Source organism: Enterococcus italicus, from assembly GCF_023743875.1.
In the GTDB taxonomy this organism is placed as follows: domain Bacteria; phylum Bacillota; class Bacilli; order Lactobacillales; family Enterococcaceae; genus Enterococcus_G; species Enterococcus_G italicus.
Genome location: NZ_JAMRVB010000001.1, coordinates 391,789 through 414,880 on the forward strand (window position 1 = coordinate 391,789; position 23,092 = coordinate 414,880).

At 37.8% G+C, this 23,092-nt stretch carries 25 protein-coding genes; 20 read left to right on the top strand and 5 right to left on the bottom strand.

The window, feature by feature from the left end; genetic code table 11:
- Positions 1 to 9 precede the first annotated feature (9 nt).
- Positions 10 to 495, top strand: coding sequence for a gamma carbonic anhydrase family protein (locus NE257_RS01815; protein ID WP_251885672.1), 486 nt, complete (start codon positions 10 to 12; stop codon positions 493 to 495).
- A 102-nt stretch (positions 496 to 597) separates the two neighbouring features.
- Here the strand turns inward: NE257_RS01815 and clpP are convergent, their stop codons facing one another.
- Entirely contained in the window at positions 598 to 1,182 is a 585-nt protein-coding gene (clpP, locus tag NE257_RS01820) for an ATP-dependent Clp endopeptidase proteolytic subunit ClpP (protein ID WP_007208823.1), read from the bottom strand.
- A 174-nt stretch (positions 1,183 to 1,356) separates the two neighbouring features.
- Here clpP and NE257_RS01825 point away from each other — a divergent pair, with 174 nt between their 5' ends.
- The 13 genes from NE257_RS01825 to NE257_RS01885 all read left to right on the top strand — a co-directional run bounded on the left by NE257_RS01825 (position 1,357) and on the right by NE257_RS01885 (position 14,069).
- Positions 1,357 to 1,875: a hypothetical protein gene (locus NE257_RS01825; protein ID WP_251851242.1), complete on the top strand. Its 519-nt coding sequence runs from the start codon at positions 1,357 to 1,359 to the stop codon at positions 1,873 to 1,875.
- A gap of 86 nt (positions 1,876 to 1,961) precedes the next feature.
- On the top strand, positions 1,962 to 2,909 hold the full coding sequence (gene miaA / locus NE257_RS01830) for a tRNA (adenosine(37)-N6)-dimethylallyltransferase MiaA (RefSeq protein WP_251885673.1): 948 nt from the start codon (positions 1,962 to 1,964) through the stop codon (positions 2,907 to 2,909).
- Positions 2,906 to 4,129: a GTPase HflX gene (gene hflX, locus NE257_RS01835; RefSeq protein WP_251885674.1), complete on the top strand. Its 1,224-nt coding sequence runs from the start codon at positions 2,906 to 2,908 to the stop codon at positions 4,127 to 4,129. Before miaA ends, hflX begins: the two co-directional genes overlap by 4 nt.
- Before the next feature lie 221 nt (positions 4,130 to 4,350).
- On the top strand, positions 4,351 to 4,734 hold the full coding sequence (locus tag NE257_RS01840) for a MerR family transcriptional regulator (RefSeq protein ID WP_007208819.1): 384 nt from the start codon (positions 4,351 to 4,353) through the stop codon (positions 4,732 to 4,734).
- A 31-nt stretch (positions 4,735 to 4,765) separates the two neighbouring features.
- Complete coding sequence (gene glnA, locus NE257_RS01845) at positions 4,766 to 6,106, top strand: type I glutamate--ammonia ligase (RefSeq protein WP_007208818.1); 1,341 nt, start codon at positions 4,766 to 4,768, stop codon at positions 6,104 to 6,106.
- A 224-nt stretch (positions 6,107 to 6,330) separates the two neighbouring features.
- The gene (locus tag NE257_RS01850) at positions 6,331 to 7,140 is read left to right on the top strand and encodes a hydroxymethylpyrimidine/phosphomethylpyrimidine kinase (protein WP_251885675.1); all 810 of its coding nucleotides are present in this window, start codon (positions 6,331 to 6,333) and stop codon (positions 7,138 to 7,140) included.
- A gap of 15 nt (positions 7,141 to 7,155) precedes the next feature.
- Positions 7,156 to 7,647: an ECF transporter S component gene (locus NE257_RS01855; RefSeq protein WP_251851247.1), complete on the top strand. Its 492-nt coding sequence runs from the start codon at positions 7,156 to 7,158 to the stop codon at positions 7,645 to 7,647.
- A 22-nt stretch (positions 7,648 to 7,669) separates the two neighbouring features.
- Positions 7,670 to 8,218: a TIGR01440 family protein gene (locus NE257_RS01860; RefSeq protein ID WP_251885676.1), complete on the top strand. Its 549-nt coding sequence runs from the start codon at positions 7,670 to 7,672 to the stop codon at positions 8,216 to 8,218.
- Positions 8,219 to 8,401: 183 nt separating this feature from the next.
- Positions 8,402 to 10,015, top strand: a complete 1,614-nt coding sequence (locus NE257_RS01865) for a CTP synthase (protein WP_007208813.1) — start codon at positions 8,402 to 8,404, stop codon at positions 10,013 to 10,015.
- Positions 10,016 to 10,155: 140 nt separating this feature from the next.
- Positions 10,156 to 11,028 carry a class II fructose-bisphosphate aldolase gene (locus NE257_RS01870; RefSeq protein WP_251869941.1) on the top strand — a complete coding sequence of 291 codons (873 nt, stop codon included), beginning with the start codon at positions 10,156 to 10,158 and terminating at the stop codon, positions 11,026 to 11,028.
- A gap of 124 nt (positions 11,029 to 11,152) precedes the next feature.
- Positions 11,153 to 12,412, top strand: a complete 1,260-nt coding sequence (locus NE257_RS01875) for a UDP-N-acetylglucosamine 1-carboxyvinyltransferase (protein ID WP_251885677.1) — start codon at positions 11,153 to 11,155, stop codon at positions 12,410 to 12,412.
- A gap of 2 nt (positions 12,413 to 12,414) precedes the next feature.
- Positions 12,415 to 13,707: a transcription termination factor Rho gene (gene rho / locus NE257_RS01880; RefSeq protein ID WP_251885678.1), complete on the top strand. Its 1,293-nt coding sequence runs from the start codon at positions 12,415 to 12,417 to the stop codon at positions 13,705 to 13,707.
- Between the two features lie 98 nt (positions 13,708 to 13,805).
- Entirely contained in the window at positions 13,806 to 14,069 is a 264-nt protein-coding gene (locus NE257_RS01885) for a type B 50S ribosomal protein L31 (RefSeq protein ID WP_251885679.1), read from the top strand.
- Between the two features lie 31 nt (positions 14,070 to 14,100).
- Here NE257_RS01885 and NE257_RS01890 read toward each other — a convergent pair whose 3' ends face one another.
- The 3 genes from NE257_RS01890 to NE257_RS01900 form a co-directional block, all read right to left on the bottom strand.
- On the bottom strand, positions 14,101 to 15,324 hold the full coding sequence (locus NE257_RS01890; protein ID WP_251885680.1) for a tyrosine-type recombinase/integrase: 1,224 nt from the start codon (positions 15,322 to 15,324) through the stop codon (positions 14,101 to 14,103).
- Between the two features lie 94 nt (positions 15,325 to 15,418).
- Positions 15,419 to 15,694, bottom strand: coding sequence for a DNA-binding protein (locus NE257_RS01895; protein ID WP_251885681.1), 276 nt, complete (start codon positions 15,692 to 15,694; stop codon positions 15,419 to 15,421).
- A gap of 91 nt (positions 15,695 to 15,785) precedes the next feature.
- Positions 15,786 to 16,289 (bottom strand): rolling circle replication-associated protein, encoded by a 504-nt coding sequence (locus NE257_RS01900; RefSeq protein WP_251885682.1) that lies wholly within the window; start codon positions 16,287 to 16,289, stop codon positions 15,786 to 15,788.
- A 331-nt stretch (positions 16,290 to 16,620) separates the two neighbouring features.
- Between NE257_RS01900 and NE257_RS11635 the strand changes: the two genes are divergently transcribed.
- The 4 genes from NE257_RS11635 to NE257_RS01915 all read left to right on the top strand — a co-directional run bounded on the left by NE257_RS11635 (position 16,621) and on the right by NE257_RS01915 (position 20,571).
- Entirely contained in the window at positions 16,621 to 17,025 is a 405-nt protein-coding gene (locus NE257_RS11635; protein WP_338127541.1) for a hypothetical protein, read from the top strand.
- Positions 17,026 to 17,068: 43 nt separating this feature from the next.
- Positions 17,069 to 18,406, top strand: a complete 1,338-nt coding sequence (locus NE257_RS01905) for a reverse transcriptase domain-containing protein (RefSeq protein ID WP_338127559.1) — start codon at positions 17,069 to 17,071, stop codon at positions 18,404 to 18,406.
- Positions 18,407 to 18,706: 300 nt separating this feature from the next.
- Positions 18,707 to 19,903 (top strand): hypothetical protein, encoded by a 1,197-nt coding sequence (locus NE257_RS01910; protein WP_251885683.1) that lies wholly within the window; start codon positions 18,707 to 18,709, stop codon positions 19,901 to 19,903.
- A gap of 68 nt (positions 19,904 to 19,971) precedes the next feature.
- Entirely contained in the window at positions 19,972 to 20,571 is a 600-nt protein-coding gene (locus NE257_RS01915) for a super-infection exclusion protein B (protein ID WP_016173379.1), read from the top strand.
- Positions 20,572 to 21,117: 546 nt separating this feature from the next.
- Here the strand turns inward: NE257_RS01915 and NE257_RS01920 are convergent.
- A complete protein-coding gene (locus NE257_RS01920; protein ID WP_251885684.1) occupies positions 21,118 to 21,447 on the bottom strand; it encodes a hypothetical protein in 330 nt (109 codons plus the stop codon).
- Between the two features lie 47 nt (positions 21,448 to 21,494).
- Between NE257_RS01920 and NE257_RS01925 the strand changes: the two genes are divergently transcribed.
- Both NE257_RS01925 and NE257_RS01930 read left to right on the top strand, forming a co-directional pair.
- Positions 21,495 to 21,785 (top strand): MFS transporter, encoded by a 291-nt coding sequence (locus tag NE257_RS01925; protein WP_251885685.1) that lies wholly within the window; start codon positions 21,495 to 21,497, stop codon positions 21,783 to 21,785.
- Positions 21,786 to 21,927: 142 nt separating this feature from the next.
- Positions 21,928 to 22,992 (top strand): DNA/RNA non-specific endonuclease, encoded by a 1,065-nt coding sequence (locus NE257_RS01930; RefSeq protein ID WP_251885686.1) that lies wholly within the window; start codon positions 21,928 to 21,930, stop codon positions 22,990 to 22,992.
- Positions 22,993 to 23,092: the final 100 nt, after the last annotated feature.

Sequence of the window (23,092 nt, forward strand, 5' to 3'; positions counted from 1 at the left end):
GAATCAGTGATGACGTTTTTTATTGGTAAAGGGGCAGTCGTAGTCGGAGACATTACACTTGGAGAAGATAGCAGTGTTTGGTTTAATAGTGTCATTCGCGCAGATATGCAACCCGTGACAATCGGGGCTGAGACCAACATCCAAGATGGTACGATTATTCATGTCGGAGATAACCATCCGACGATCATCAAAGAGCACGTGACAGTCGGCCATCAATGTATGATTCATGGCTGTACGATTGAAAAAGGAGCACTAATTGGTATGAGTTCAATTTTGCTAGATGGTGCGATAATTGGTGAAAATAGCCTTATTGGTGCGGGGTCGCTCGTTACAAAAAATACCGTCATTCCACCGAATTCATTGGCATTTGGTCGACCTGCAAAAGTCATTCGCGAACTGACCGCAGAGGAAATTGCTGCCAATCACGCAAACACAGATCATTATGTTCAGTTATCCAAAAAATTCTTAGCCAATCGCTATCAAGAATTGTCTTAAACTCGTGACAGAAATAGCTTTAGTCTAGATGAAAACAAACAACCCACGAAAATCGATTTTCGTGGGTTGTTTCGTTTATAACGTAGCTTGGAAAAATAGCGATTATTTTTTGTTGACTAAGATTTGGTCAATCAAACCGTAGTCTTTGGCTTCTTGAGCAGTCATGAAGTTGTCGCGATCGGTGTCTTTTTCGATAACTTCTAGCGGTTGACCAGTGCGTTCTGCTAAAATATTGTTTAAGCGTTCGCGTGTTTTTAAGATGTGGCGAGCTGCAATCTCAATTTCTGTCGCTTGACCTTGTGCACCACCAAGCGGTTGATGGATCATAATTTCAGCGTTTGGTAGAGCAAAGCGTTTGCCTTTTTTACCAGCTGTTAATAGAAAGCTACCCATTGATGCAGCCATACCCATTACAATTGTTTGAACGTCTGCTTTGACAAAATTCATTGTGTCATAAATGGCCAAGCCAGCCGTTACGCTTCCACCAGGCGAATTGATGTATAAGTAGATGTCTTTTTCAGAGTCTTGTGCATCTAAAAAGAGTAATTGCGAAATGATGGAGTTTGCTAAGTCGTCAGTTACTTGACCGCTTAACATAATGATACGATCTTTTAATAGACGAGAATAGATATCATACGCTCTTTCTCCTCGTGATGATTGTTCGATAACTGTTGGAATTAAATTCATGGAAAACTCCTCCTTAAATTCTATAAAGTCAGTGTAGCACATTGAGTTATGAAAACCTAAAAGTAAGTATACACAAAAGGTCAATAAAGGTCAAATAAAAGATTCGACGGAAAATGATACTAAAAAAAAGGGAATAATGCTAAAATGAAAGACAAAGGTTGAGGAGGTTTTTCTATGACTTATTTTTTCATTGGTCTATTGGGTGTGCTCGTTGGCGCAGCAATCGTCATGTTCACATTCAATTTGCGGATACGATATGATGAGCAAAAAGAAAAATATCGTCGCGAGATGGAGCACAAAGTAAAGGAAATCGAAACACTTGTTTTATTAAATAAAAAAATTATTGAAATTCTTGAAAAAAGAATTGTGATGATGGACAAGTACGTTAGTTTCGATGCTTTTGACGATTGTTATATCACTGTCGATGATTATATTTACTTGCAATCATTTGCCGCACAAAATAGCTTTTATTTACCGAATTATTTTATAGAAGAATTCTTCAAAAAGATTGCGACCCGTAAAGTTGTGTTGTCAGCAGAAGAGACCGTTCAAGTCGGTGGCTACACATTTAAAGGCGGCCGCGTATTAATGGAACAATTCTCCGATAAAATCAAAGAAATGGTATACGAACGTAAGGTTCAGTTAAAGAAAGAAACGGACAAACCGTTTACGTATTTTTCTAATCCTTTATAGACTAACCAGCGAAGTCGCCTCAGACGTTTTAGTCAGATGTTGCGACTTCGTTTTTCTACTAGAAAAAATGTTTTGAGAGGACAAATATGGAAACACCAGAAAAAAAACAAAAAGTAATCGTCATCGTTGGGCCGACAGCAGTCGGTAAGACAGCCCTAAGTATTGAGTTAGCTCAAGTATTGCAAGGAGAAATTATCAGTGGCGACTCGCTGCAGGTCTATCGTGGGTTAGACATTGGTACGGCAAAGGCCACTGATGATGAGCAAGCTAAGGCTAGACACCATTTGATTGACATTAGAGAGTGGCAAGAGTCTTATTCAGTAGCAGATTTTCAACAAGAAGGACGTGCGGCAATCGCTGCGATTACCAAGCAAGGCAAGATACCGATCATCGTAGGCGGTACGGGTCTTTATATTCAAGCGTTGTTATATGATTTTAAACTAGGCAATGAAGGGGAACTGTCGCAAGAGCAACAAGCAAAAGTCCGCCAGCTAGAAGCAAGCAGTGCTCAATGGTCAAATCAGGAGTTATGGGAACAATTATCCGAGCGAGACCCACTCGCTGCCGAGCAGATTCATTTTAATAATCGTCGCAAAGTACTCCGAGCACTAGAAGTGATGCTGACGACGGGCCATAGCATCACCACACCAAAAGAAATACCGGTTGCGTTGTATGATTATTTTTTAATTGGTTTGACGACAGAGCGCGCTGTGTTATATGAGCGTATCAACCAGCGCGTGGTGATGATGGTCCAACAAGGCTTAATCGAAGAGGCAAAAAGGTTCTTGACTGCTCCTAATGTGCAGGCAATTCAAGGAATTGGCTACAAAGAATGGTTGCCTTATTTTCATGAGGAGGCGACTCTTGATGAGACTGTGGCACTCATTCAGCTGCATTCACGTCGTTACGCTAAGCGTCAGCTCACTTGGTTTCGTAATCGTATGGCGCCTTATTGGCTTGACTTATTGACCCACCCTGAAGAAAAAATAACCTTATTGAAAAAACTAGAAGATTGGAGGAACAATGCCGAATGATTAGTAGAGAAAAAGTCATGTTAGTTGGTGTGGAAACCGAAGAAAACTACCGTCAATTTGATTCATCGATGCAAGAGCTGGTTCAGCTCGCGAAGACAGCAAATGGGGAAATCATTGGTACGATTACCCAAAAACGAGCGACTGTCGACCGCCAATCCTTGATTGGTAAGGGAAAGCTTCAAGAGTTGCATCAATGGGTGGATGCAGAAGAAATTGACGTGGTCATTTTCAACCAAGAATTGTCACCTCGGCAACAACAAATTATTAGCCAAGAGCTTGGTGTATTGGTCCTTGATCGCGTACAGTTGATTTTAGATATTTTTGCGCTCCGTGCCCGATCAAAAGAAGGGAAACTACAAGTCGAACTAGCACAATTAAATTATTTGTTGCCTCGCTTAGTAGGTCAAGGTACATCGATGTCTCGACTAGGTGCTGGGATTGGTACAAGAGGGCCAGGGGAGACAAAATTAGAAACAGATCGTCGTCATATTCGAGATCGAATCGCCAAAATCAAGCGGGAATTAAAGCAAGTAGCAGCCCATCGAGAGCGTACACGCTCCCGCCGAAAACAGCAAGCGACAGTACAAATCGGACTGATTGGCTATACCAATGCCGGTAAATCGACCGTCTTGAATCGGCTCACGGCAGCAGATACGTATGAACAAGATCAATTATTTGCCACACTTGATCCGTTAACGAAAAAATGGCGCTTACCGGAAGGCTTGACAGTGACCTTGACGGATACTGTAGGCTTCATTCAAGAACTCCCTACGCAATTAGTCGATGCGTTCCATTCGACCTTAGAGGAAAGTAAAAATATGGATATCTTACTTCACGTGGTAGATGCGAGTTCACCAGATCGCACGCAACATGAAGCGACTGTCTTACAGTTAATGAAAGAACTCGAATTAGAAAACATTCCGACGCTAACCATATACAACAAAGCAGATAAATTAGAAGACGATCAATTTGTACCTACACTATTTCCTAATGTCGTCGTCTCTGCGAAAAATTTTCAAGGCAAAGAAGTATTGTCTCAAGCTGTTAAACGTTTCTTAATGACGATATGGGAACCGTATGAATGTTGGTTACCTGCTGAGCAAGCCGGCCAACTTTCTGATTTGGAGCGGCAAACACTAGTTATCGCCAAAGACTTTGATGAAAAACGTAATAGCTACCATCTACGCGGCTTCCAGGAAAAACCAAGTGATAAAGAGTAAGACAAGCAAACAAATAAGTGTAAAGTGTCTATTTATCAATGTGTGCGTGCTCATGCATTGGTAGGGAAATTGGCACAAACACTTATTTTTTTGTGCTTTTTTACGGAAATTTTGTACGAAAATAATGTGATATTATCTGACATGTAACCTTGACACTCATTCCAATGCTTGTTATAGTTTGAGTGTATTGAGAAGGGTTGCTGAAAAGGAGGAGAGGATTTATGCGCGAAAAAGAATTGCGGCGCTCTATGTCAGTTTTTCCAATCGGGACAGTTATGAAACTAACAGATTTGACTGCTCGTCAAATTCGTTATTATGAAGAACAAAATTTGATTCATCCAGAACGAAGCGAAGGAAATCGACGCATGTATTCGCTCAATGACATTGATACGCTCTTAGAAATCAAAGACTATCTCGCTGATGGATTAAATATGGCTGGCATCAAACGTGTCTATGAGATGAAAAAAGAAGAAGAAGAGGCTGTCAAACATAAACAGACACTGACCGATAATGATGTAAGACGTATTTTTTATGACGAAATTTTGCTTCAAGGTGGGCTGAACCAAGCCAATCCTTATCATCAAAGAGGGCCAAAACTGAATTAAGCATTGGAATTTAAAAAAAGGAAGATGAATCATGGCAAAGACAACGTATGCGGTAGAAGATATCAAGGCAATTATCAAAGAAGAAAATGTACGATTCTTACGTTTAATGTTCACCGATATTATGGGAACAATTAAAAATGTAGAAGTACCAGTATCACAAGTGGAGAAAGTATTGGACAATAAAATGATGTTTGACGGTTCTTCTATTGAAGGATTTGTTCGCATTGAAGAAAGTGACATGTACCTGTACCCCGATTTAAGCACATGGATGATTTTCCCATGGGAGAGCGAGCATGGCAAAGTCGCTCGCTTGATCTGTGATATTTATAATCCAGATGACACCCCATTTGCCGGTGATCCACGCGGGAACTTGCGACGAGCATTAGCAGATATGGAAGAGATGGGCTTCACTTCCTTTAACTTAGGCCCAGAGCCAGAATTCTTCTTATTCCAACTGACAGAAGATGGCAAGATTACGACCGAGCTGAATGATAATGGTGGCTATTTTGACTTTGCACCGACTGATTTGGGTGAAAATTGCCGCCGAGACATTGTTCTTGAACTAGAAAAATTAGGCTTCGAAGTAGAGGCATCGCATCATGAAGTTGCCCCTGGGCAACATGAGATTGATTTCAAGTATGCAAATGCCATTGAAGCATGTGACAACATCCAAACATTCAAATTAGTAGTAAAGACCATCGCACGCAAGCATGGCTTACATGCGACCTTTATGCCTAAGCCATTGTTTGGAATTAATGGCTCTGGTATGCATTGCAATATGTCATTGTTTCAAGGTGAGAAAAATGCATTCTTTGATCCAGAGGGAGAGTTACAGTTAAGTCAAACAGCTTATTATTTCTTAGGTGGCTTAATGGAGCATGCACGTGCCTACACAGCAATCTGCAACCCAACCGTCAATTCATATAAACGCTTGGTGCCTGGATTTGAAGCACCTGTCTACGTGGCATGGTCTGGACGCAATCGTTCACCATTGATTCGCGTACCGGAATCTCGTGGACTCTCTACGCGTTTGGAACTACGCTCAGTCGATCCTTCTGCCAATCCGTATTTAGCACTAGCGGTCCTATTGCAAGCTGGCTTGGATGGCATCAAAAATGAAATTCAACCGCCAAAAGGTGTCGATCGTAATATTTATATTATGAATGAAGAAGAGCGTAAAGCCGCCAAAATTTATGACTTACCATCTACCTTGCACAATGCATTAAAAGAATTGCGTGCAGATGCAGTAATGGTAGACGCATTGGGAGAGCATATCTTTAATAACTTCCAAGAAGCAAAACGAATGGAATGGGCTGCATTCCGTCAAACAGTCTCCGCTTGGGAAAGAGAACAATATTTAGAATTATATTAAAAGAGGTTGTAAAAAAGCGTTCAGCTCTGAGCAGTAGCGTCAGAAATTGCAAAAATTACCGTTCAAATTTTTTGAAATTTTTGAGCTAATGCCGAAAGAGCTGCTTTTTGAACACCGCAGACAAAAAGGAGTGCGACGTTTGCCGTACTCCTTTTTATATCAAAAATTGGATGGTTTTCGTTAAGTCCAATTGGTTGTTTTCTTTTCGGTAAAAGAGAGCTAAGATGGAAAGAAAAAAAGAAGGTGGACGGATGAAGAAAAAAGTGTTAACGATTGGCGGCTCAGATCCTTTTGCTGGTGGAGGAATTCAAACAGACTTAAAAACATTTGAAAACCATCAACAATTTGGTTTGAGTATCTTGACATCAATCGTAACAAGTAATGAAGGTCAGTTTGAGATTCATTCGCTCACGCATGAATTACTCGATCAGCAACTTTTGTCATTAGATGAAGTGATACTTGCGGCAATAAAAATAGGCTTACTGACTGAGCTAGATCATATTAAGCAAGTGAAGGGATTTTTGGAAGCTCATCCTACGATTCCGGTAATTTTTGATCCTGTGTTGGTCATGAAAGAAAGCAATACGCTGCGTAATCATGCTTTAATCGAGGCATTTATGACAGATTTAGCTCCATTGGCGACAGTCATGACTCCTAACTTAGATGAGGCAGACCAGCTTGCTAAGCAAAGCATTACCAACAAAGAAACCTTAACCAAAGCTGCAAAAAAAATCTCTCAATTGTCAGGCGGAGCAGTCGTGATTAAAGGGGGCAGTCGGTTAGCTGGCCCTGATGCGATAGATTGCTTAGCTATTGGTGAAAAAGTCACCTATTTTCAACGAGCAAAACAAACCAATCAATTTGAAAATGGTGCAGGCTGTGCATTTTCAGCGAGTCTAGCTGCTCAGTTAGCCGACGAGGTGCCACTCGAGCAAGCGGTGCGACAGGCAAAAGAGTATGTTTACCAAGGGCTTCAGACAGGTATCGAAGTTGCACCAAATTTTGGCAGCTTTTGGCATAGGAGTAGTATCTAAAAGGAGGAACAGATTATGGCGAGAAAAATAAGTGTATATGGGTTATTGATTGCGGCAATTGTGGCCTTGTCATTGATGATTTTGATACCTGTACCAGCGACAAATGGCTTTGTTACGCTGTGTGATGGTGGCATCTATGCGGTGGCGCTTGTCTTTGGTCCATTCGGCGGAGCGATTGTCGGGGGCTTAAGTGGAGGCTTGATTGATTTGTTTTCAGGTTATCCACAATGGATGATTTTTTCCTTACTAATCCACGGGTTACAAGGTTGGGTAGTTGGATACTATAAAGAAAAACCTACGAATAAACAATGGTTTGCATTAGCGCTAGGATCTGTTCTTATGGTTGCTGGGTATTTTGGTGCGACAAGTTTCTTGTATGGACAAGCAGCCGGCTGGGCTTCACTGATTGGCAATTTGATTCAAAGTGGCTTCGGTGTCTTGGTTGGTTTGCCGATTAGTCGTATCTTAAAGCGGGCTTTGCTTTCCAGTCATTTGCAACAAAATTAAACAACTAAAAGGAGTAATCAAGATGAATGTAACAGAAGACGCTATCAAGAAAACTGTCAGCCAACTAGTCGATGAAGTGATCACTGCAGGTAATCTAACAAGTGGTGAGCTGTTTGTGCTAGGCTGTTCAACCAGTGAAGTAATGGGCGGACATATCGGCAAGGATTCTAGCGAAGAGGTGGGTGAGTGGATCATCGCAGCGGTTCGTTCAGTTCTTGAGCCAAAGGGGATTTACTTAGCTGTCCAAGGATGTGAACATTTGAATCGTGCCTTGGTTGTTGAACGGGACGTTGCTAAGACGTATCATTTGGAAGAGGCGGCAGTAGTTCCGCAACTACATGCAGGTGGTGCGTGTTCGGTTGCTGCCTTTAAGCAATTTAAGCATCCGATTGAAGTCGAACATATTGTCGCCAAAGCGGGGCTTGATATTGGTGATACAGCGATTGGAATGCACGTCAAGCATGTTCAAGTACCGTTTCGACCTAGTATCAAAGAAGTCGGCGACGCGCATGTGACTGCGTTGACCAGTCGTCCAAAATATATTGGCGGTCCAAGAGCAAAATACGAATAAAATAAAAATGTGGGTTTTCTTAATTGACATTTACAAGCAGAGAAGGTAGTATTCTGTTTGGGCACTCTTAGAAAGAGTCAGAAAGTTCGATAATACATCGCTCCCTATTTCAGGTGGAATAGGGAGCGACTTTTTATTTATTTACTTTCACCTGCGAATCTAGACAAAGGAGTTTTTCAATTTATGACAAAGTACATTTTTGTAACTGGCGGTGTTGTTTCGTCAATCGGAAAGGGAATCGTAGCAGCTTCATTAGGAAGATTGTTGAAGAATCGTGGCTTAAAGGTAACGATTCAAAAATTTGATCCATATATCAATGTGGATCCAGGTACGATGAGCCCGTATCAACATGGGGAAGTATTTGTGACAGATGATGGCGCAGAAACCGATTTAGACCTTGGTCATTATGAGCGTTTCATTGACATCAATCTAAATAAGTATTCTAACGTTACAACTGGGAAAATATACTCTGAAGTCATCCGCAAAGAACGTAAAGGGGAATATTTAGGAGCGACTGTCCAAGTTATTCCGCATATCACCAATGAAATCAAAGAAAAAATCATGCGTGCAGCAAGCATGACAGACTCTGATGTGATCATTACTGAGGTTGGTGGTACGGTTGGTGATATTGAATCATTGCCATTTTTAGAAGCATTGCGCCAAATGAAAGCTGATGTAGGCTCAGACAATGTGATGTATATCCATACGACACTGCTACCTTACTTAAAAGCAGCTGGCGAAATGAAAACTAAACCGACACAACACAGTGTGAAAGAACTTAGAGGACTAGGTATTCAACCAAATATTTTAGTCGTTCGTTCAGAACAACCTGTCTCTCAAGGAACCAAAAATAAATTGGCACAATTTTGTGACGTGGCGCCAGAAGCAGTTATTGAATCACGTGACGTGGAAACCTTGTATTCTATTCCATTGAACCTACAAGCACAAAAAATGGATCAAATCGTCTGCGATCATTTAAAACTTGACGCACCGCAAGCGGACATGACGGAATGGAAAGAATTAGAAGAAAAAGTACTGAACTTGAAGAAAACGGTCAAAATCGCCTTAGTCGGAAAATATGTTGAGTTACCAGATGCCTATATCTCCGTCGTTGAGTCATTAAAACATGCTGGTTTTGCGTATGATTCAGACATTGATATCAAGTGGGTGAACTCTCAAGAAGTGACAAGCGAGAATGCAGCGGATGTCCTTGGTGATGCAGATGGTATTTTGGTACCAGGTGGCTTTGGTGATCGAGGAATCGAAGGGAAAATCGAAGCTATACGCTATGCTCGTGAAAACGACGTGCCATTCTTAGGTATTTGTCTAGGGATGCAAATGGCCTGTGTTGAATTTGCTCGCAATGTAGTCGGTTTAGCTGATGCGCATTCAGCAGAAACAGTTCCTGAAACGAAAAACAATATCATTGACTTGATGGCAGATCAAGAAAATGTTGAAAACATGGGCGGTACACTACGCTTAGGACTGTACCCATGTAAGTTGAAAAAAGGTACGAAGACAGCAACTGCTTACCAAAATCAAGAAGTCGTACAAGAGCGTCATCGTCACCGTTATGAATTCAACAATAGCTACCGCGAAGTCTTCGAACAAAACGGCTTAGTATTCTCAGGGGTATCTCCAGATAACCGTTTAGTAGAAATTGTTGAATTACCAGAAAATAAATTCTTCGTTGGTTGCCAATTCCATCCAGAGTTGATTTCACGACCAAATCGTCCACAAAGCTTAATCAAAGCCTTCGTTGGTGCGTCAATCGAAGAAGCAGACGCTTCCAAATAAACAAACAAAAATCATTTGCGAAAAAATGCACAGATTTTGATAGTTTTACTTGGAAATGAAAAGAAAATTTGCTAAACTGTGTATGTAAGTTAAGGTCAACTTAACGAAAAAGGGCTTTTAAAACATAGGAGGAATTTATTATGCCATTAGTATCAGGAACTGAAATCTTCAAGGCAGCACGTAAAGGTGGATATGCAGTAGGTGCATTCAACACAAATAACCTAGAATGGACACAAGCAATTCTAGAAGCTGCTGAAGCAAAGCAAACACCTGTATTAATTCAAACTTCAATGGGTGCTGCAAAATACATGGGCGGCTACAAATTAGTTAAAGACATGGTTACAGATTTAATCGAATCATTAAACATCACTGTACCAGTTGTTTTACACTTAGACCATGGTCATTATGAAGATGCATTAGAATGTATCGAAGTAGGTTATACTTCAGTTATGTTTGATGGTTCTCATTTACCATTTGAAGAAAACTTAAAATTAGCAAAAGAAGTTGTTGCTAAAGCTCATGCTAAAGGTGTTTCTGTTGAGTGTGAAGTTGGTTCAATTGGTGGAGAAGAAGACGGCATCATCGGTGCTGGTGAATTAGCAGACGTTGACGAATGTGTACAAATGGTTAACACTGGAATCGACTTCTTAGCATGTGGTATTGGTAACATCCACGGTAAATATCCTGAAAACTGGAAAGGTTTAGCATTTGATCACTTACAAGCTATTGCTGATGCTGTAGGTTCTGATGTACCTTTAGTATTACACGGTGGATCTGGCATTCCTCAAGATCAAATCGAAAAAGCTATCTCAATGGGTATTTCTAAAGTAAACGTAAATACTGAATTCCAATTATCATTTGCTAAAGCAATTCGTGAATACATCGAAGCTGGCAAAGATTTAGAAGGAAAAGGATTTGACCCTCGTAAATTATTAGCACCAGGTAAAGCTGCAATCATTAAAGATTGTGAAGAACACATTGACTGGTTTGGTTCAACTAACAAAGCTAAATAATGATATCTATGAAAAGGCGATGAGTTGCGACTCATTGCCTTTTTTTTCTACTCTTTTTATGATAAAATAAGCAGGATGTGTCCTTATAAAAGGCACGGATAAATGAAGAGTATAGGTGAAAAAAATGAAAAAAATTAAAATACGTGGCAATCGTCCACTAGCCGGTGAAATTACTATTAGTGGTGCAAAAAACAGTGCCGTTGCCTTGATTCCTGCAGCTATATTAGCTGACTCGCCAGTTATTTTAGAAGGCGTTCCAGATATTCAAGATGTTCATTCCTTAATCGAAATTCTCGAAATCATGGGGGTAAAAACCTCATTTACAAACCATCAACTAACAATCGATCCTACCGAAATTATCTCAATCCCAATGCCTACTGGAAAAATTAATAGCTTGCGCGCCTCTTATTATTTTATGGGGGCACTCTTAGGTAAATTTGGTGAAGCGGTCGTCGGATTACCTGGAGGATGCTATTTAGGTCCACGTCCGATTAACTTGCATGTAAAAGGATTTGAAGCACTAGGAGCAGAAGTGAGCAATGAACATGGTGCGATGTATCTTCGCTCTGCTAACGAAGGAATACAAGGAACAAATATCTTTTTAGATATGGTCTCGATAGGCGCGACGGTTAATATTATGTTAGCAGCCGTGAAAGCCAAAGGGAAAACAACTATTGAGAATGCGGCACGGGAACCAGAAATTATCGATGTTGCCAATTTATTAAACAAAATGGGTGCAGACATCAAAGGTGCCGGGACCGATGTCATCCGCATCAATGGAGTAGAAAAACTACACGGTACGACGCATTCAATCATCCCAGACCGAATCGAAGCAGGTACATACATTGCGATGGCGGCAGCTGTCGGAAAAGGAATCGCTGTCAAAAATGTCTTGCATGAACACTTAGAAAGCTTCTTAGCCAAGCTGACTGAGATGGGTGTAAACATGGATATTGGCGAAGACAGCATCTTTGTCCATGAAGCCAAAGACTTAAGACCAGTCAATGTAAAAACCTATCCATATCCTGGATTTGCGACGGATTTGCAACAACCAATCACACCACTACTTTTAAAAGCAGGCGGTCATTCAGAAGTCATCGATACCATCTACGAAAAACGAGTAAACCATATTCCCGAGCTAGCGCGCATGGGCGCTAAAGCTAGTATTGAAGGCAATATGATGCTTTTAAATGGTCCAGCAACACTGCAAGGTGCAGAGGTAGCTGCCTCTGATTTACGCGCTGGAGCTTGTCTAGTAATCGCCGGTCTAATGGCAGAAGGTGAAACGACAGTCAGCAAGGTAGAGTACATTCTGCGAGGCTATGATCACATTGTAGAAAAATTGACAGCGCTAGGTGCAGACATCGAAATGGTTGAGGAATAAAAATGGCAGATTATTTAACAATCTCTGAATTAGAAAACAAAACGTTAAAAGAAATCTATACCTTTGCTAAGCAATTTAAAATCCCTTATTATAGCCAAATGAATAAAAAGGAATTAGCCTTGGCGATTATTCGCGCACAAGCTGAGAAGCAAGGATTCTTTTTGGTTGAAGGCGTATTGGATATTATTGGCCAAGACGGCTACGGCTTTTTAAGACCAATTAACTACGGCCCAAGTGCTGAGGACATCTATATCTCTTCAAGCCAGATTTACCGTTTTGGTTTACGAAATGGGGACAAAGTAGCAGGTAAAGCTCGTCCACCGAAAGAATCAGAGCGTTATTACGGTCTGATGCACGTCGATCGCGTCAATGGCAAAAATCCAGAAGAAGCTAAGCAACGCCCGCATTTTCCAGCGTTGACACCGCTCTATCCCGATAGACAGCTAAAATTAGAGACAACTAAAGGACGCCTGTCTTCACGAATGATCGACTTATTTGCACCGATAGGCTTCGGCCAACGTGGTTTAGTTGTAGCGCCACCGAAAGCGGGGAAAACGAGTATCTTAAAAGAAATCGCTAACGGCATTACTACTAATCATCCTGAGGTAGAGTTGATTGTGCTATTAATTGATGAACGTCCAGAAGAAGTGACCGATCTGGAACGCAGTGTCAAAGGCGATGTCGTATCTTCGACCTTTGACTTGCAACCGAGCAATCATACACGAGTCTCTGAATTGGTGTTGGAACGTGCGATGCGTCTAGTAGAGGACAAACGCGATGTCGTGATTTTAATGGATAGTATCACGCGATTGGCCAGAGCATACAATCTCGTTTCGCCACCAAGCGGACGGACGTTGAGCGGTGGGATTGACCCAGCTGCGCTATACAAACCAAAGAAATTTTTCGGAGCCGCACGGAATATTGAAGAAGGCGGTAGCTTGACCATTATCGCGACTGCGCTAGTAGATACTGGCAGCCGCATGGATGATGTCATCTATGAGGAATTTAAAGGGACGGGGAATATGGAGCTACAATTATCTCGTCAATTAGCAGAGCGACGCATTTTCCCAGCAATCGATTTGAAAAAATCAAGTACTCGAAAAGAAGAACTCTTGATGAACAGCGACCAATTAGAAGAAACCTGGCGTTTAAGAAATCAAATGCAGGGGGACTCCTTAGACTATACCGAGCAACTGATTCGCTTTATGAAAAAGACGGAGAACAATGTGGCCTTTTTAAAAGCGTTTCAAGACGTTACCTTTAATGAAAAAAATGCAAAAAATCGCAAAAGATAATTGCCAAGAAGACTGAAAGATGATACTATACTCTTGTTGCATTATAGACAAATAACTCTGTTTCAGCAAATGACTCAGGGCAAAGGAGAGAAAAACACATGAAAAAAGATATCCATCCAGAATACCATCCAGTAGTCTTTTTAGACTCTACAACAGGATTCAAATTCTTATCAGGATCAACAAAACACTCAAGTGAAACAATTGAATGGGAAGACGGGAATACTTACCCAGTAATCCGTGTCGAAGTAACTTCTGACTCACATCCATTCTATACTGGACGTCAAAAGTTCACTCAAGCAGACGGACGTGTGGATCGTTTCAACAAAAAATACGGTCTCAAAGACGCAAACGCTGCACAATAAGAAAAACGCTGATATATCAACATTTAGCAGACTATCTGATAGGGATAGTCTGCTTTTTTTCGCTTTTGACCATACTTTTGACCTTCTGCAAACTTCCTTGTTTTTCCTCTGTGGAACTCATGAAATGCGCAAAACGATTTGCCGTTTCTCCTGTCTGTCTTTTCGTGACATGGGTGTAGATATCCATAGTCGTTTTAATATCTGTATGTCCTAACCGAACTTGAACTTCTTTAAGAGAAGCTCCGGATTCAAATAGCAGACTACAATGGGTATGACGAAAACCATGAGGTGTGATACGTTTTAAGTTATTTTCATTTATGATGATTTTCAAGTTGTGATTTACATAGTCTAAATAAAGTGGCTTGTTTTCTTCTGATACAAATAGGAGTTGTTCACCATTCTTTGCCGGTTTAATTCCTATTTTTAGAAAATATTCTTTTTGCCTTAATTGCCATCGTTTTATTACTTGTAAGGTTTCAGAGTCTATCGAGATTGTTCGAAGGCTCTTTTCTGTTTTGGGAACTTGAAATTTGATTTCCCATTTATCACATGTGGCCAGCGTTTGTTTAACAGAGAGTGTTCTTTTCTCAAAATCAATGTCTTTCCAACGTAAAGCTAATAATTCACCTTTCCGTAACCCGGTAAAAGCTAAGATTCGAAAAATCGGATAAATTGGATCAGGATAGTTTTTGGCAATTTCAAGGAATTCCAATAGTTCTTCCTTTTCATAGTAGGGTGCAGAATAGCGCTCTTCGTCAATCCGTTTCTTACGTTTAGGACGAATCACAGCATCCATGGGATTACTTCGGATGAGCCGTAAACTCAAAGCATACTTGAAAACAGATGAAGTCAAACCAATTAAGTTGGAATATTTTTTGTAATAGCTATACCAGTGATTTACTTGTTTTTGACAATAAGGAATTGAAATTCTCGAGATTTTCAAATTTCCAAAAAGAGGAAAGATGTGCTTTTTATAAGCCAATTTTTGGGCGACATAGGTACTTTCACGAACCGTGTTTTTATATTGCTCAAACCATTCATCTGCCAATTCTGAAAAAAGACGTTGTGAATTTGTCACCACATCATTTTCTTCTACTTGTACCATCAAGCGATTATAAGCTTTCTTGGCTTCTTGTGGTGATTTAAAACCACGTTTGGTGGTGTATTTCTTTTTTCCTGTAACCGGATCAATGCCGAGATATGCTTTAAACATATAGGCGATTGTGCCATTTTTCTTTTTATATTTCTTTATCATAAATTTCTCCCTTGATTCATTCGCCAGTATATCAAAGAGAAGATATGCTCCTTTCTTATCGGTATCATAGTCAGCGAAAACAAGTAAGTCAAGGTTAGATTTTTAGACTGTCTAAATAAAGTTTTACATCTTCACGGTCAAATCGAGTTTCTTTACCAAAAGGAATGACTTTTAACCCATGATCAATCCAATTATTGAGGCGAGTATCGCCAATCTTTAGTTGTTGCTTTAACTGTTTTCGTGTTGGATAGGGAGGCAACTCGTTTAAGTTTGGTTGTTGCGTTTGTTCTTCCTCAATTTTTTGCTTTGTTAATTGAACAAGCTCTTCAATTATTTCTTGATTGAATTCAATCGGTACTGTAACAGTCATATTTTTACCTACTTTCAATATTCATTTTTTTATTTTTGTATAGCGAACAATGCTTTCCTGAAAATCCATCACTTGTTCAGGAGTTCCACCTTCATTTTATCGTACTGCAAAATATTGGACGTCTTACGAGATACTCATTGGTATAAAGGACGCCTTGATTTGTGGTATCAAAGGGTTGATCCACGAGTTGTTTTGTTACGCTGGGCACTTTGAGGTTACGCGATTTGAAGAACGCCTTTTTCTTGTGTTCCTTCAAATCCAAGTCTTTATTGAAATATTTACTGATATAGCGTCCACGATTTTCGATACTATCTACATCAATCTTGTTTATTTTGATAAATCCATGTCCCCAGATGGTTGTAAGGCGATTGACGGAGACAAAAGGAAAGTCAAACAGGATAATGTGATAATGGATTGCACCTCGTTCTTGTTTTTCCCACGTGGCAAGGTATTTTAGGTTTGCTTTTTTTGTGTGATAGAGTTCGTAGTTTAGTCGTTTGATAAATTTTTTAAATTCATTATTCGCATAGGCAATATCTTGAATGTTTTCTTTGAAAGTGAGGGTTAAAAATTTTGTCTGATTGTCAAAGTTCATATCTACTTCAGATAGTAGCTAAATGTGAATACTAGAGATCACTTTTATTTCTGTTATCAGATTCTATATGTGATGGTGTATATTTTCAAACTTATAAAAACAGCATCTGAAGATAAACTGATAAATTGTTTAGAGAATTATCAGCTATTGACTTTTGATGGGGTCTCAAATAAAATTTTAATAGTGTGTGGCTAGATTTTGTACTTGTGTTTCGCAAGTTTTGACAAAATTGCTAGGGAGAATAGCCTTAGTAATCCGCAATTTATGATCCTTTTTCTACGCAGTGGGCCTAATGAGTAGCCACGCACGATTCTTTTTGTAGGAGGATACTATGGCTAGTTTCACTGATATTAAGACTCAAGATGATTTATTCAAATTATTGAATATTCCTAAAAAAAATATGACATATTTACTTTATAACAAGGAAGAAAAGGGTCCAGAGAATGCTTATCATACATTTAGCATACTCAAAAAAAATGGTGATAAGAGAGAAATAGATGCTCCTAATGATGAGTTGAAATTTGTGCAAAAACGTCTAGCTATTTTGTTATGGGCTAATCAAAAAAAATCATGGAGATTAAATAATACTAAACCTAATATTTCACATGGTTTTGAAGAAAGTAAAAGTATCATTACTAATGCTAAAATACATAGAAATAAAAAAATAGTGCTAAATTTAGATTTGGAAGATTTTTTTCCAAGTATTCATTTTGGCCGAGTGAAAGGCTTTTTTTGAAAAGAATAAAAATTTTAAAGTTCCAAAGGAAGTTGCTCTAGTTATTGCTCGTTTAGTTTGTTATAAAGGAAGATTGCCCCAAGGAGCACCTACGTCACCAATAATTTCTAATTTAATATGTAGGATATTGGATTTTAGGCTTTTGAAGTTAGCTAAAAAATATAGATTAGACTATACAAGGTATGCGGATGATTTAACTTTTTCAACGAATAGTTCTTCGTTTGTTGATGAAGAACAGTTTTTTTTAGATAAACTTGAGAAAGAAATAATTCGTGCTGGATTCAAAATAAATGCTAAAAAAACTAGACTGCAGTTTAGTAATTCACGCCAAGAAGTTACTGGTCTAACTGTGAATAAAAAGCTGAATGTATCCAAAGAGTTTTATAAAAATACCCGAGCGATGGCCCATAAACTCTATACAACTGGAGAATTTCTGATAGATGGTGAGAGTGGCACTATAAATCAACTAGAAGGTAGATTTGCATTTATAAACCAATTAGATAAGTATAACAATGGTTTAGAGTATGAAATTTCGTTAAACAAAAATAATATAGAGTACCAAAAATTTCTTTTATCAACTATAAAAGTAGAAAATAATCATCAAATAATGTTACTAAATTTAAACTCAAGAGAAAAAGAATATCAAAAATTTTTGTACTACAAATATTTTTATGGTAATGAGATCCCCACCATAGTAACTGAAGGAAAAACAGATATAAGGTATTTAAAAGCAGCATTGAAAAAAATGTATAAGGATTATCCTATCCTAATTGAAAAGAATGGAAATGACTATAAATTTAAGGTGCATTTTTTGAAAAGAGTCAATAAAAAGGGAAATAAAGATATCTCTAGATTAAAGTATTTTTTTAATTTACCCATTGACGGTGCTGATGCTATGAAAAATTTGTATAATTTTTTTAGTGATAAGAACAATAAATTATACCCTAATTATCTTGAATATTTCAATTTTTTAAGTACAAGTAAACCTAGTAATCCAACGTTTTTCATTTTTGATAATGAACTTAATAATGATAAAAAACCATTGAGGGGATTTATTAATTACATTAACGAAAAGAAAAATATGCAATCATTAAAAGATAATGGATCATTAAGAGTTACAGAAAACTTATATGTATTAACAAATCAATTAATTGGCGAAGCCGAAGAAAACGAGATAGAGGATTTGTTTGATAAAAAAACGTTAGAACACAAAATTGGAGGAAAATCTTTTTCAAAGAAAAGCATATCTGAAAAGAATAATTTCTATGGAAAAGAGATTTTTTCGAAATATGTGCTAGATAATTTTGAAAATATAGATTTTGAAAATTTTCGCCCTATGTTAAATAATTTAAGTAGAATAATCTCCGATTATGGTAAATAAAAGTATATATAACATAGTAAATTTTTTATTCAACTGTAACCATCGTGGTTCAAATTGGTTTAACTATTGTCCACAGAAATCCTTTTTAATTGATTTTGATGTAATATGGATACTCCTAACTCCTTGATATAAAAGGAGTTTTATAGATTGAGAGTCTAAAAAATACGCTTGCTTCTTCTTTGAAAATTAATATATAGGAAAAATGTTAAGTAAAGAACGCTAGGGTATATAAATATTTTTACTGAGGTAAAAATAAAATTGGTTATTTTATTCGGCGTTTACAGTTATTCTAGTGTATTCATGATGGAAATTTTACCGAAAACACTGGTAAATATAGGAATCGAAGGGGAGTATATAATTATAGAACCTTTACAAAAAGTTTCGTTCATATTGCTTTCGCAAGAATCTGCTGAAGCAAAACAAATTATTCATCAATTAGTTAATTCAAGATTCAAACAGCAGGAGGAACTTAGCATTTCTATAATACCATTCTTATCCTCGGTCTGTGATGGCTGGTTATCATTCTTTCAATCACAAAATATAGACATGGAACTTTCTTTTATTGAAAATATTTCTTTCGATAAACTTGTAAAGTCAACACGAGTCAGTTATAAATTATATTCGGATAAGAAGCAAAATAAAATTAATAATAAGCTTCAAGATGATGGATTGAAAAGGCTATATTTATTAAAAACGGAATACAATTTTATACAGAGAAAATTTGTTGAGTTATTTGGGCAGAGAGATTTAGGCGTATTTACATTGGATGGTATTCCTTATGGAAATACAAGTCAACTTAGTATCTATTTAGAAAAAATAATAGATTTTAATTCTGCGACATCATTAACTAATTTACAAAAGAATTCAGCTCTTTTTTTGACTAAGTACTCTGAATGTATAGCATCATTGATTAATTGTGTGGTGACTCCGTCCTTTCAAAGTGGTATCGATAAAAAGAAGACCTTAATTTTAGAATTAAATAGACTTAGTCATCATGATTATTTTTTTTATGACGAACAAAGAAAAAATCTATTGGGTGGTTGTTTACCCTGTTTACCTACAAATACTCAATTATTTTTATTCAATATACTTTGTCAAAATAATTTTGTAAATAAGGTGCTACCTATTGTTTTTCAGACGTCCGGAGCATTGTATTTCAGATCAAAATTACAAACTTACCTTGTTAGTGTTAATTGCTTATCTTTAATAATAAAAAGGTATTCATACAATATTAATAAAAATCAAATTAGTAATATAAAAAATATAATTGAAGAAAAGGAGAGAATCTTCACTTTTGAAAACAAGTTGAGAAATAATATATTTCACTACGACATTCAGGATGTTCCAATATCTATATTTAATGATTCGCTTCATTATTTTGAAGAAATGCTAGAATATTGTACTATGATAGATTTTAATTCTTTGATATCAATAATAGATCAGTCGTTCTTAATGATTGATCAGATCATTAGAGATTTGATTAAATATGAACTTTGATGTAATGGAATAATTTATATTAAAAATAGTATTTAGGGTATAGTGAGATCAGGGGGATTGATTTGAGAGTGAACTTAAATATCGTAGATATATTGAATCTACCAATTAAAATATTATCAGCACTGTCCTTATCAAGTGGTTTAATGCTTCTCTTACCAATTGAATTTCTAAAAAAACTTCATCTAACATTTTTTGTTAATAAATACGGATTCATAATTGGATTAGTTTTCATTGTGTCGTCAGCTATTTTAACTGTTACTTTAATTATCCAAATATTTAACTTCTTATTGAAAAAAAAGAATATAAAACAATTTTATAAAACTGCTGAAAAACGACTAAGAAAGTTAAGTCCATATGAGATATGTATTGTATTAAGTTTATTTGAAAATGAAAATTATACGAATTTGTTACCTATCAATGATGGAGCTGTAAGAAAAATTGAAAGTGAAATGATTATAGGAAAAGCAACTAATCAATATATGGTATCCAACTTAAATACTGCTAAATTTCCGTATTTATTACAACCTTGGGTAGTTGATGAATTGAAAGAAAAGGAGGCTCTTTTAGCTTATTTTGAAAGTACTGCTGAAGAATTTTTAAAAGTTGACGAAAATAAACAATTAATTTATGACGCACTTATTAAAAAAGCGGATTATTTTTGGGAATGAGTTAGCTTATCAATACTAATTATATGCTTTAAAAGATTTTTTTTACTGGCTATCTTATTAAATGCAAAATATTCATTCGATTTCTCAATATGCTAGAAACGATAGTATTCTATTGTCGAAAGAATAAGACAATATACTGGCGAGTATTTTTTGACCATACTTTTGACCTTCTCAATCAAAATTTACTGTGGTGTATTAGATTTTGTAATTTGTCAATAATCCCATATCTAAGCTGTTTTCTGACTATCAGGTACCACCAGAAAGCAATCCAGCTCTCAATACGGTCTCAAAGACGACAACGCTGCAAAATAATTTTGACAGGGTAAATCGTTGGTATACCAGTGATTTCAAAGCCTTTTCTCATAGGAGAGAGGCTTTTTTTGTTTTGAATGCCATATTGAGTATGAGAAAAATTATAATTCACCTTTTGAATATTTCGTGGCCAAATTCGTGTTGAGAAAAAAATTCATAAAAAGTGTATGTCTATTAAAAAAGCTAATCAGAATTGATAGGATCACCCGTCAATTTCGATTAGCTTTTTTGCTATTAAGAAAGTTTTATTAAATTTCTTGTTTTTGTTGCTTCTTTAATAGCCATTACTGTTTCTAAAGTTTTGACATTGTCCGCAGGTGTTACAATTGGACTTTCGTTACCTTCGATGACTTGGACAAAATGTTTTAATTGCATTTTATGTGGCAACTGCGGATCAACTAGTTTAATGGCCATTGCTAGTGGTTTGTGCCATGAAGCATCGCCATCGTATGAAAATTGATGAAGTCTAGGTAGGGACAATGAACTTTTCGTACCACCGAGGAAATAAGCATCTGCATCGAATGGTACTGAGGATCTTCTCTCGATGTAGCTTCCCAGTTCCAAGGTGAAACAGTGGCATCAGAAATAGTTAATGAAGCAAGTGCACCAGATTGGAAACGAGCATTATCATTTTAGGTGCATCATTCGGTGGTGTACTTGTCGTGTTCCCACCATTAACAAGTAAGACATTCGGTATGAAAAACTCTGGTGTGAACTATGGTATCATGTTCTTCGGGTACTCAATTGGTGCATTTTTTGGCCCACAAATCGCAGCTCGATTTGTCGATCAAACGGCGGGCGTTCAAGCGTACCATTCAGCCTTCATTGTAGCCACTGTGGTCGCAATTGTCGGATTTATCTTATCATTAGTTATTCGGGCAATGTTTAAAAAAGCTAACTAAAATAGTTAAAAAACGTATGACTTTTTATCTTAAACGGTGAAGAGCTATACGTTTTTTGTTTCGATCAATATATATACGCAGTTATCATTGACTCGTGACAAATTCAAGCAAATAATAAAAATGGAATAAGAAAAGGAGAGAGATGGAGATGAAAAGGGAAAGAGTGCAAAAGATGGGGTTCTTTTTGGCAGTGATGGCACTTGTCTTGGGGACGGCAGCTGGCTGTAGTAGCGCTGAGGGATCGACGGAATCGACAACTACCCAGACTGAACAAGTGACAACCAAAGAAAGCACCAAGACTCAAACAACAAATACCACAGCCGAAGAGAAAAAAGAGCAAGAAGCAATTTCCGCAACACGGACGCAGATAATACAAGACCTTGCCGCAAAAGACTATGCTGGCACACAAACCATTGAAATCAATAATAACGTACCACTCTTTACCACTACAGATCTATCAGTAAAAGATGGTGCTTGGGAATCGTATGGAGATCTTGACACATTGAATCGAGCGACCTTGGCCGATGCGATGCTCAATCAAAGTCTCATGCCGACTGGCAAGCGAGGCGATATTTCATCGGTCTCTCCGACTGGCTGGCAAAATAAAAAAATCAAAGATGGCTATTTATATAATCGTTCGCATCTAATTGGCTGGGCATTGTCAGGAGAAAATGCCAACTGGAAAAATTTAATCACCGGCACGCGTCAACTAAATTCGCCAGAGATGCTGCGGTTTGAAATGGATATCAAGACATATCTTGAAAAAAGCTCGGATAATTATGTCCGGTATCGCGTGACGCCAATTTTTCGGGGCAATGAGTTATTGGCACGTGGGGTAGAGCTAGAAGCACAATCGATTTCAAGTGATGAAATAAAATTCCATGTGTATATTTTTAATGTCCAAGATGGCGTGACAGTAAATTATGCGGATGGGTCAAGTGTCGTAAGTAGTGAGGAAACAGAACAGTCCACACAAGAGCAGACAACGTCTCAAACAACAACTCAAACAACAACTCAACCAGCAGCCGCAAGTGGAGAAACACAATATGCCGATCCTGCGACGGGGCAAGGTCTGATTAAGGGGTCGAAGAACAAGATTTATCACCTACCAGGGTCAACGTATTATGACAAAACAACCAACCCTGAAGCATGGTTTAAAACCGTCAGTGAAGCACAAGCAGCTGGTTATCGTGCACCGAAAAAATAAAATCGAAGCTCTGACGAAATGAATTACAGATAAAGACCAGAAACACCAAGAGTTTGAGAAAGAACTTCTGGTATTTCTGGTCTTATTCTTGTAGTCGAGA

Coding starts and splice junctions, on each gene's coding strand:
- NE257_RS01815 (WP_251885672.1), top strand. CDS start 10: ATGACGTTTTTTATTGGTAAAGGGGCAGTCGTAGTCGGAGACATTACA.
- clpP (WP_007208823.1), bottom strand. CDS start 1,182: ATGAATTTAATTCCAACAGTTATCGAACAATCATCACGAGGAGAAAGA.
- NE257_RS01825 (WP_251851242.1), top strand. CDS start 1,357: ATGACTTATTTTTTCATTGGTCTATTGGGTGTGCTCGTTGGCGCAGCA.
- miaA (WP_251885673.1), top strand. CDS start 1,962: ATGGAAACACCAGAAAAAAAACAAAAAGTAATCGTCATCGTTGGGCCG.
- hflX (WP_251885674.1), top strand. CDS start 2,906: ATGATTAGTAGAGAAAAAGTCATGTTAGTTGGTGTGGAAACCGAAGAA.
- NE257_RS01840 (WP_007208819.1), top strand. CDS start 4,351: ATGCGCGAAAAAGAATTGCGGCGCTCTATGTCAGTTTTTCCAATCGGG.
- glnA (WP_007208818.1), top strand. CDS start 4,766: ATGGCAAAGACAACGTATGCGGTAGAAGATATCAAGGCAATTATCAAA.
- NE257_RS01850 (WP_251885675.1), top strand. CDS start 6,331: ATGGAAAGAAAAAAAGAAGGTGGACGGATGAAGAAAAAAGTGTTAACG.
- NE257_RS01855 (WP_251851247.1), top strand. CDS start 7,156: ATGGCGAGAAAAATAAGTGTATATGGGTTATTGATTGCGGCAATTGTG.
- NE257_RS01860 (WP_251885676.1), top strand. CDS start 7,670: ATGAATGTAACAGAAGACGCTATCAAGAAAACTGTCAGCCAACTAGTC.
- NE257_RS01865 (WP_007208813.1), top strand. CDS start 8,402: ATGACAAAGTACATTTTTGTAACTGGCGGTGTTGTTTCGTCAATCGGA.
- NE257_RS01870 (WP_251869941.1), top strand. CDS start 10,156: ATGCCATTAGTATCAGGAACTGAAATCTTCAAGGCAGCACGTAAAGGT.
- NE257_RS01875 (WP_251885677.1), top strand. CDS start 11,153: ATGAAAAAAATTAAAATACGTGGCAATCGTCCACTAGCCGGTGAAATT.
- rho (WP_251885678.1), top strand. CDS start 12,415: ATGGCAGATTATTTAACAATCTCTGAATTAGAAAACAAAACGTTAAAA.
- NE257_RS01885 (WP_251885679.1), top strand. CDS start 13,806: ATGAAAAAAGATATCCATCCAGAATACCATCCAGTAGTCTTTTTAGAC.
- NE257_RS01890 (WP_251885680.1), bottom strand. CDS start 15,324: ATGATAAAGAAATATAAAAAGAAAAATGGCACAATCGCCTATATGTTT.
- NE257_RS01895 (WP_251885681.1), bottom strand. CDS start 15,694: ATGACTGTTACAGTACCGATTGAATTCAATCAAGAAATAATTGAAGAG.
- NE257_RS01900 (WP_251885682.1), bottom strand. CDS start 16,289: ATGAACTTTGACAATCAGACAAAATTTTTAACCCTCACTTTCAAAGAA.
- NE257_RS11635 (WP_338127541.1), top strand. CDS start 16,621: ATGGCTAGTTTCACTGATATTAAGACTCAAGATGATTTATTCAAATTA.
- NE257_RS01910 (WP_251885683.1), top strand. CDS start 18,707: ATGATGGAAATTTTACCGAAAACACTGGTAAATATAGGAATCGAAGGG.
- NE257_RS01930 (WP_251885686.1), top strand. CDS start 21,928: ATGGAGATGAAAAGGGAAAGAGTGCAAAAGATGGGGTTCTTTTTGGCA.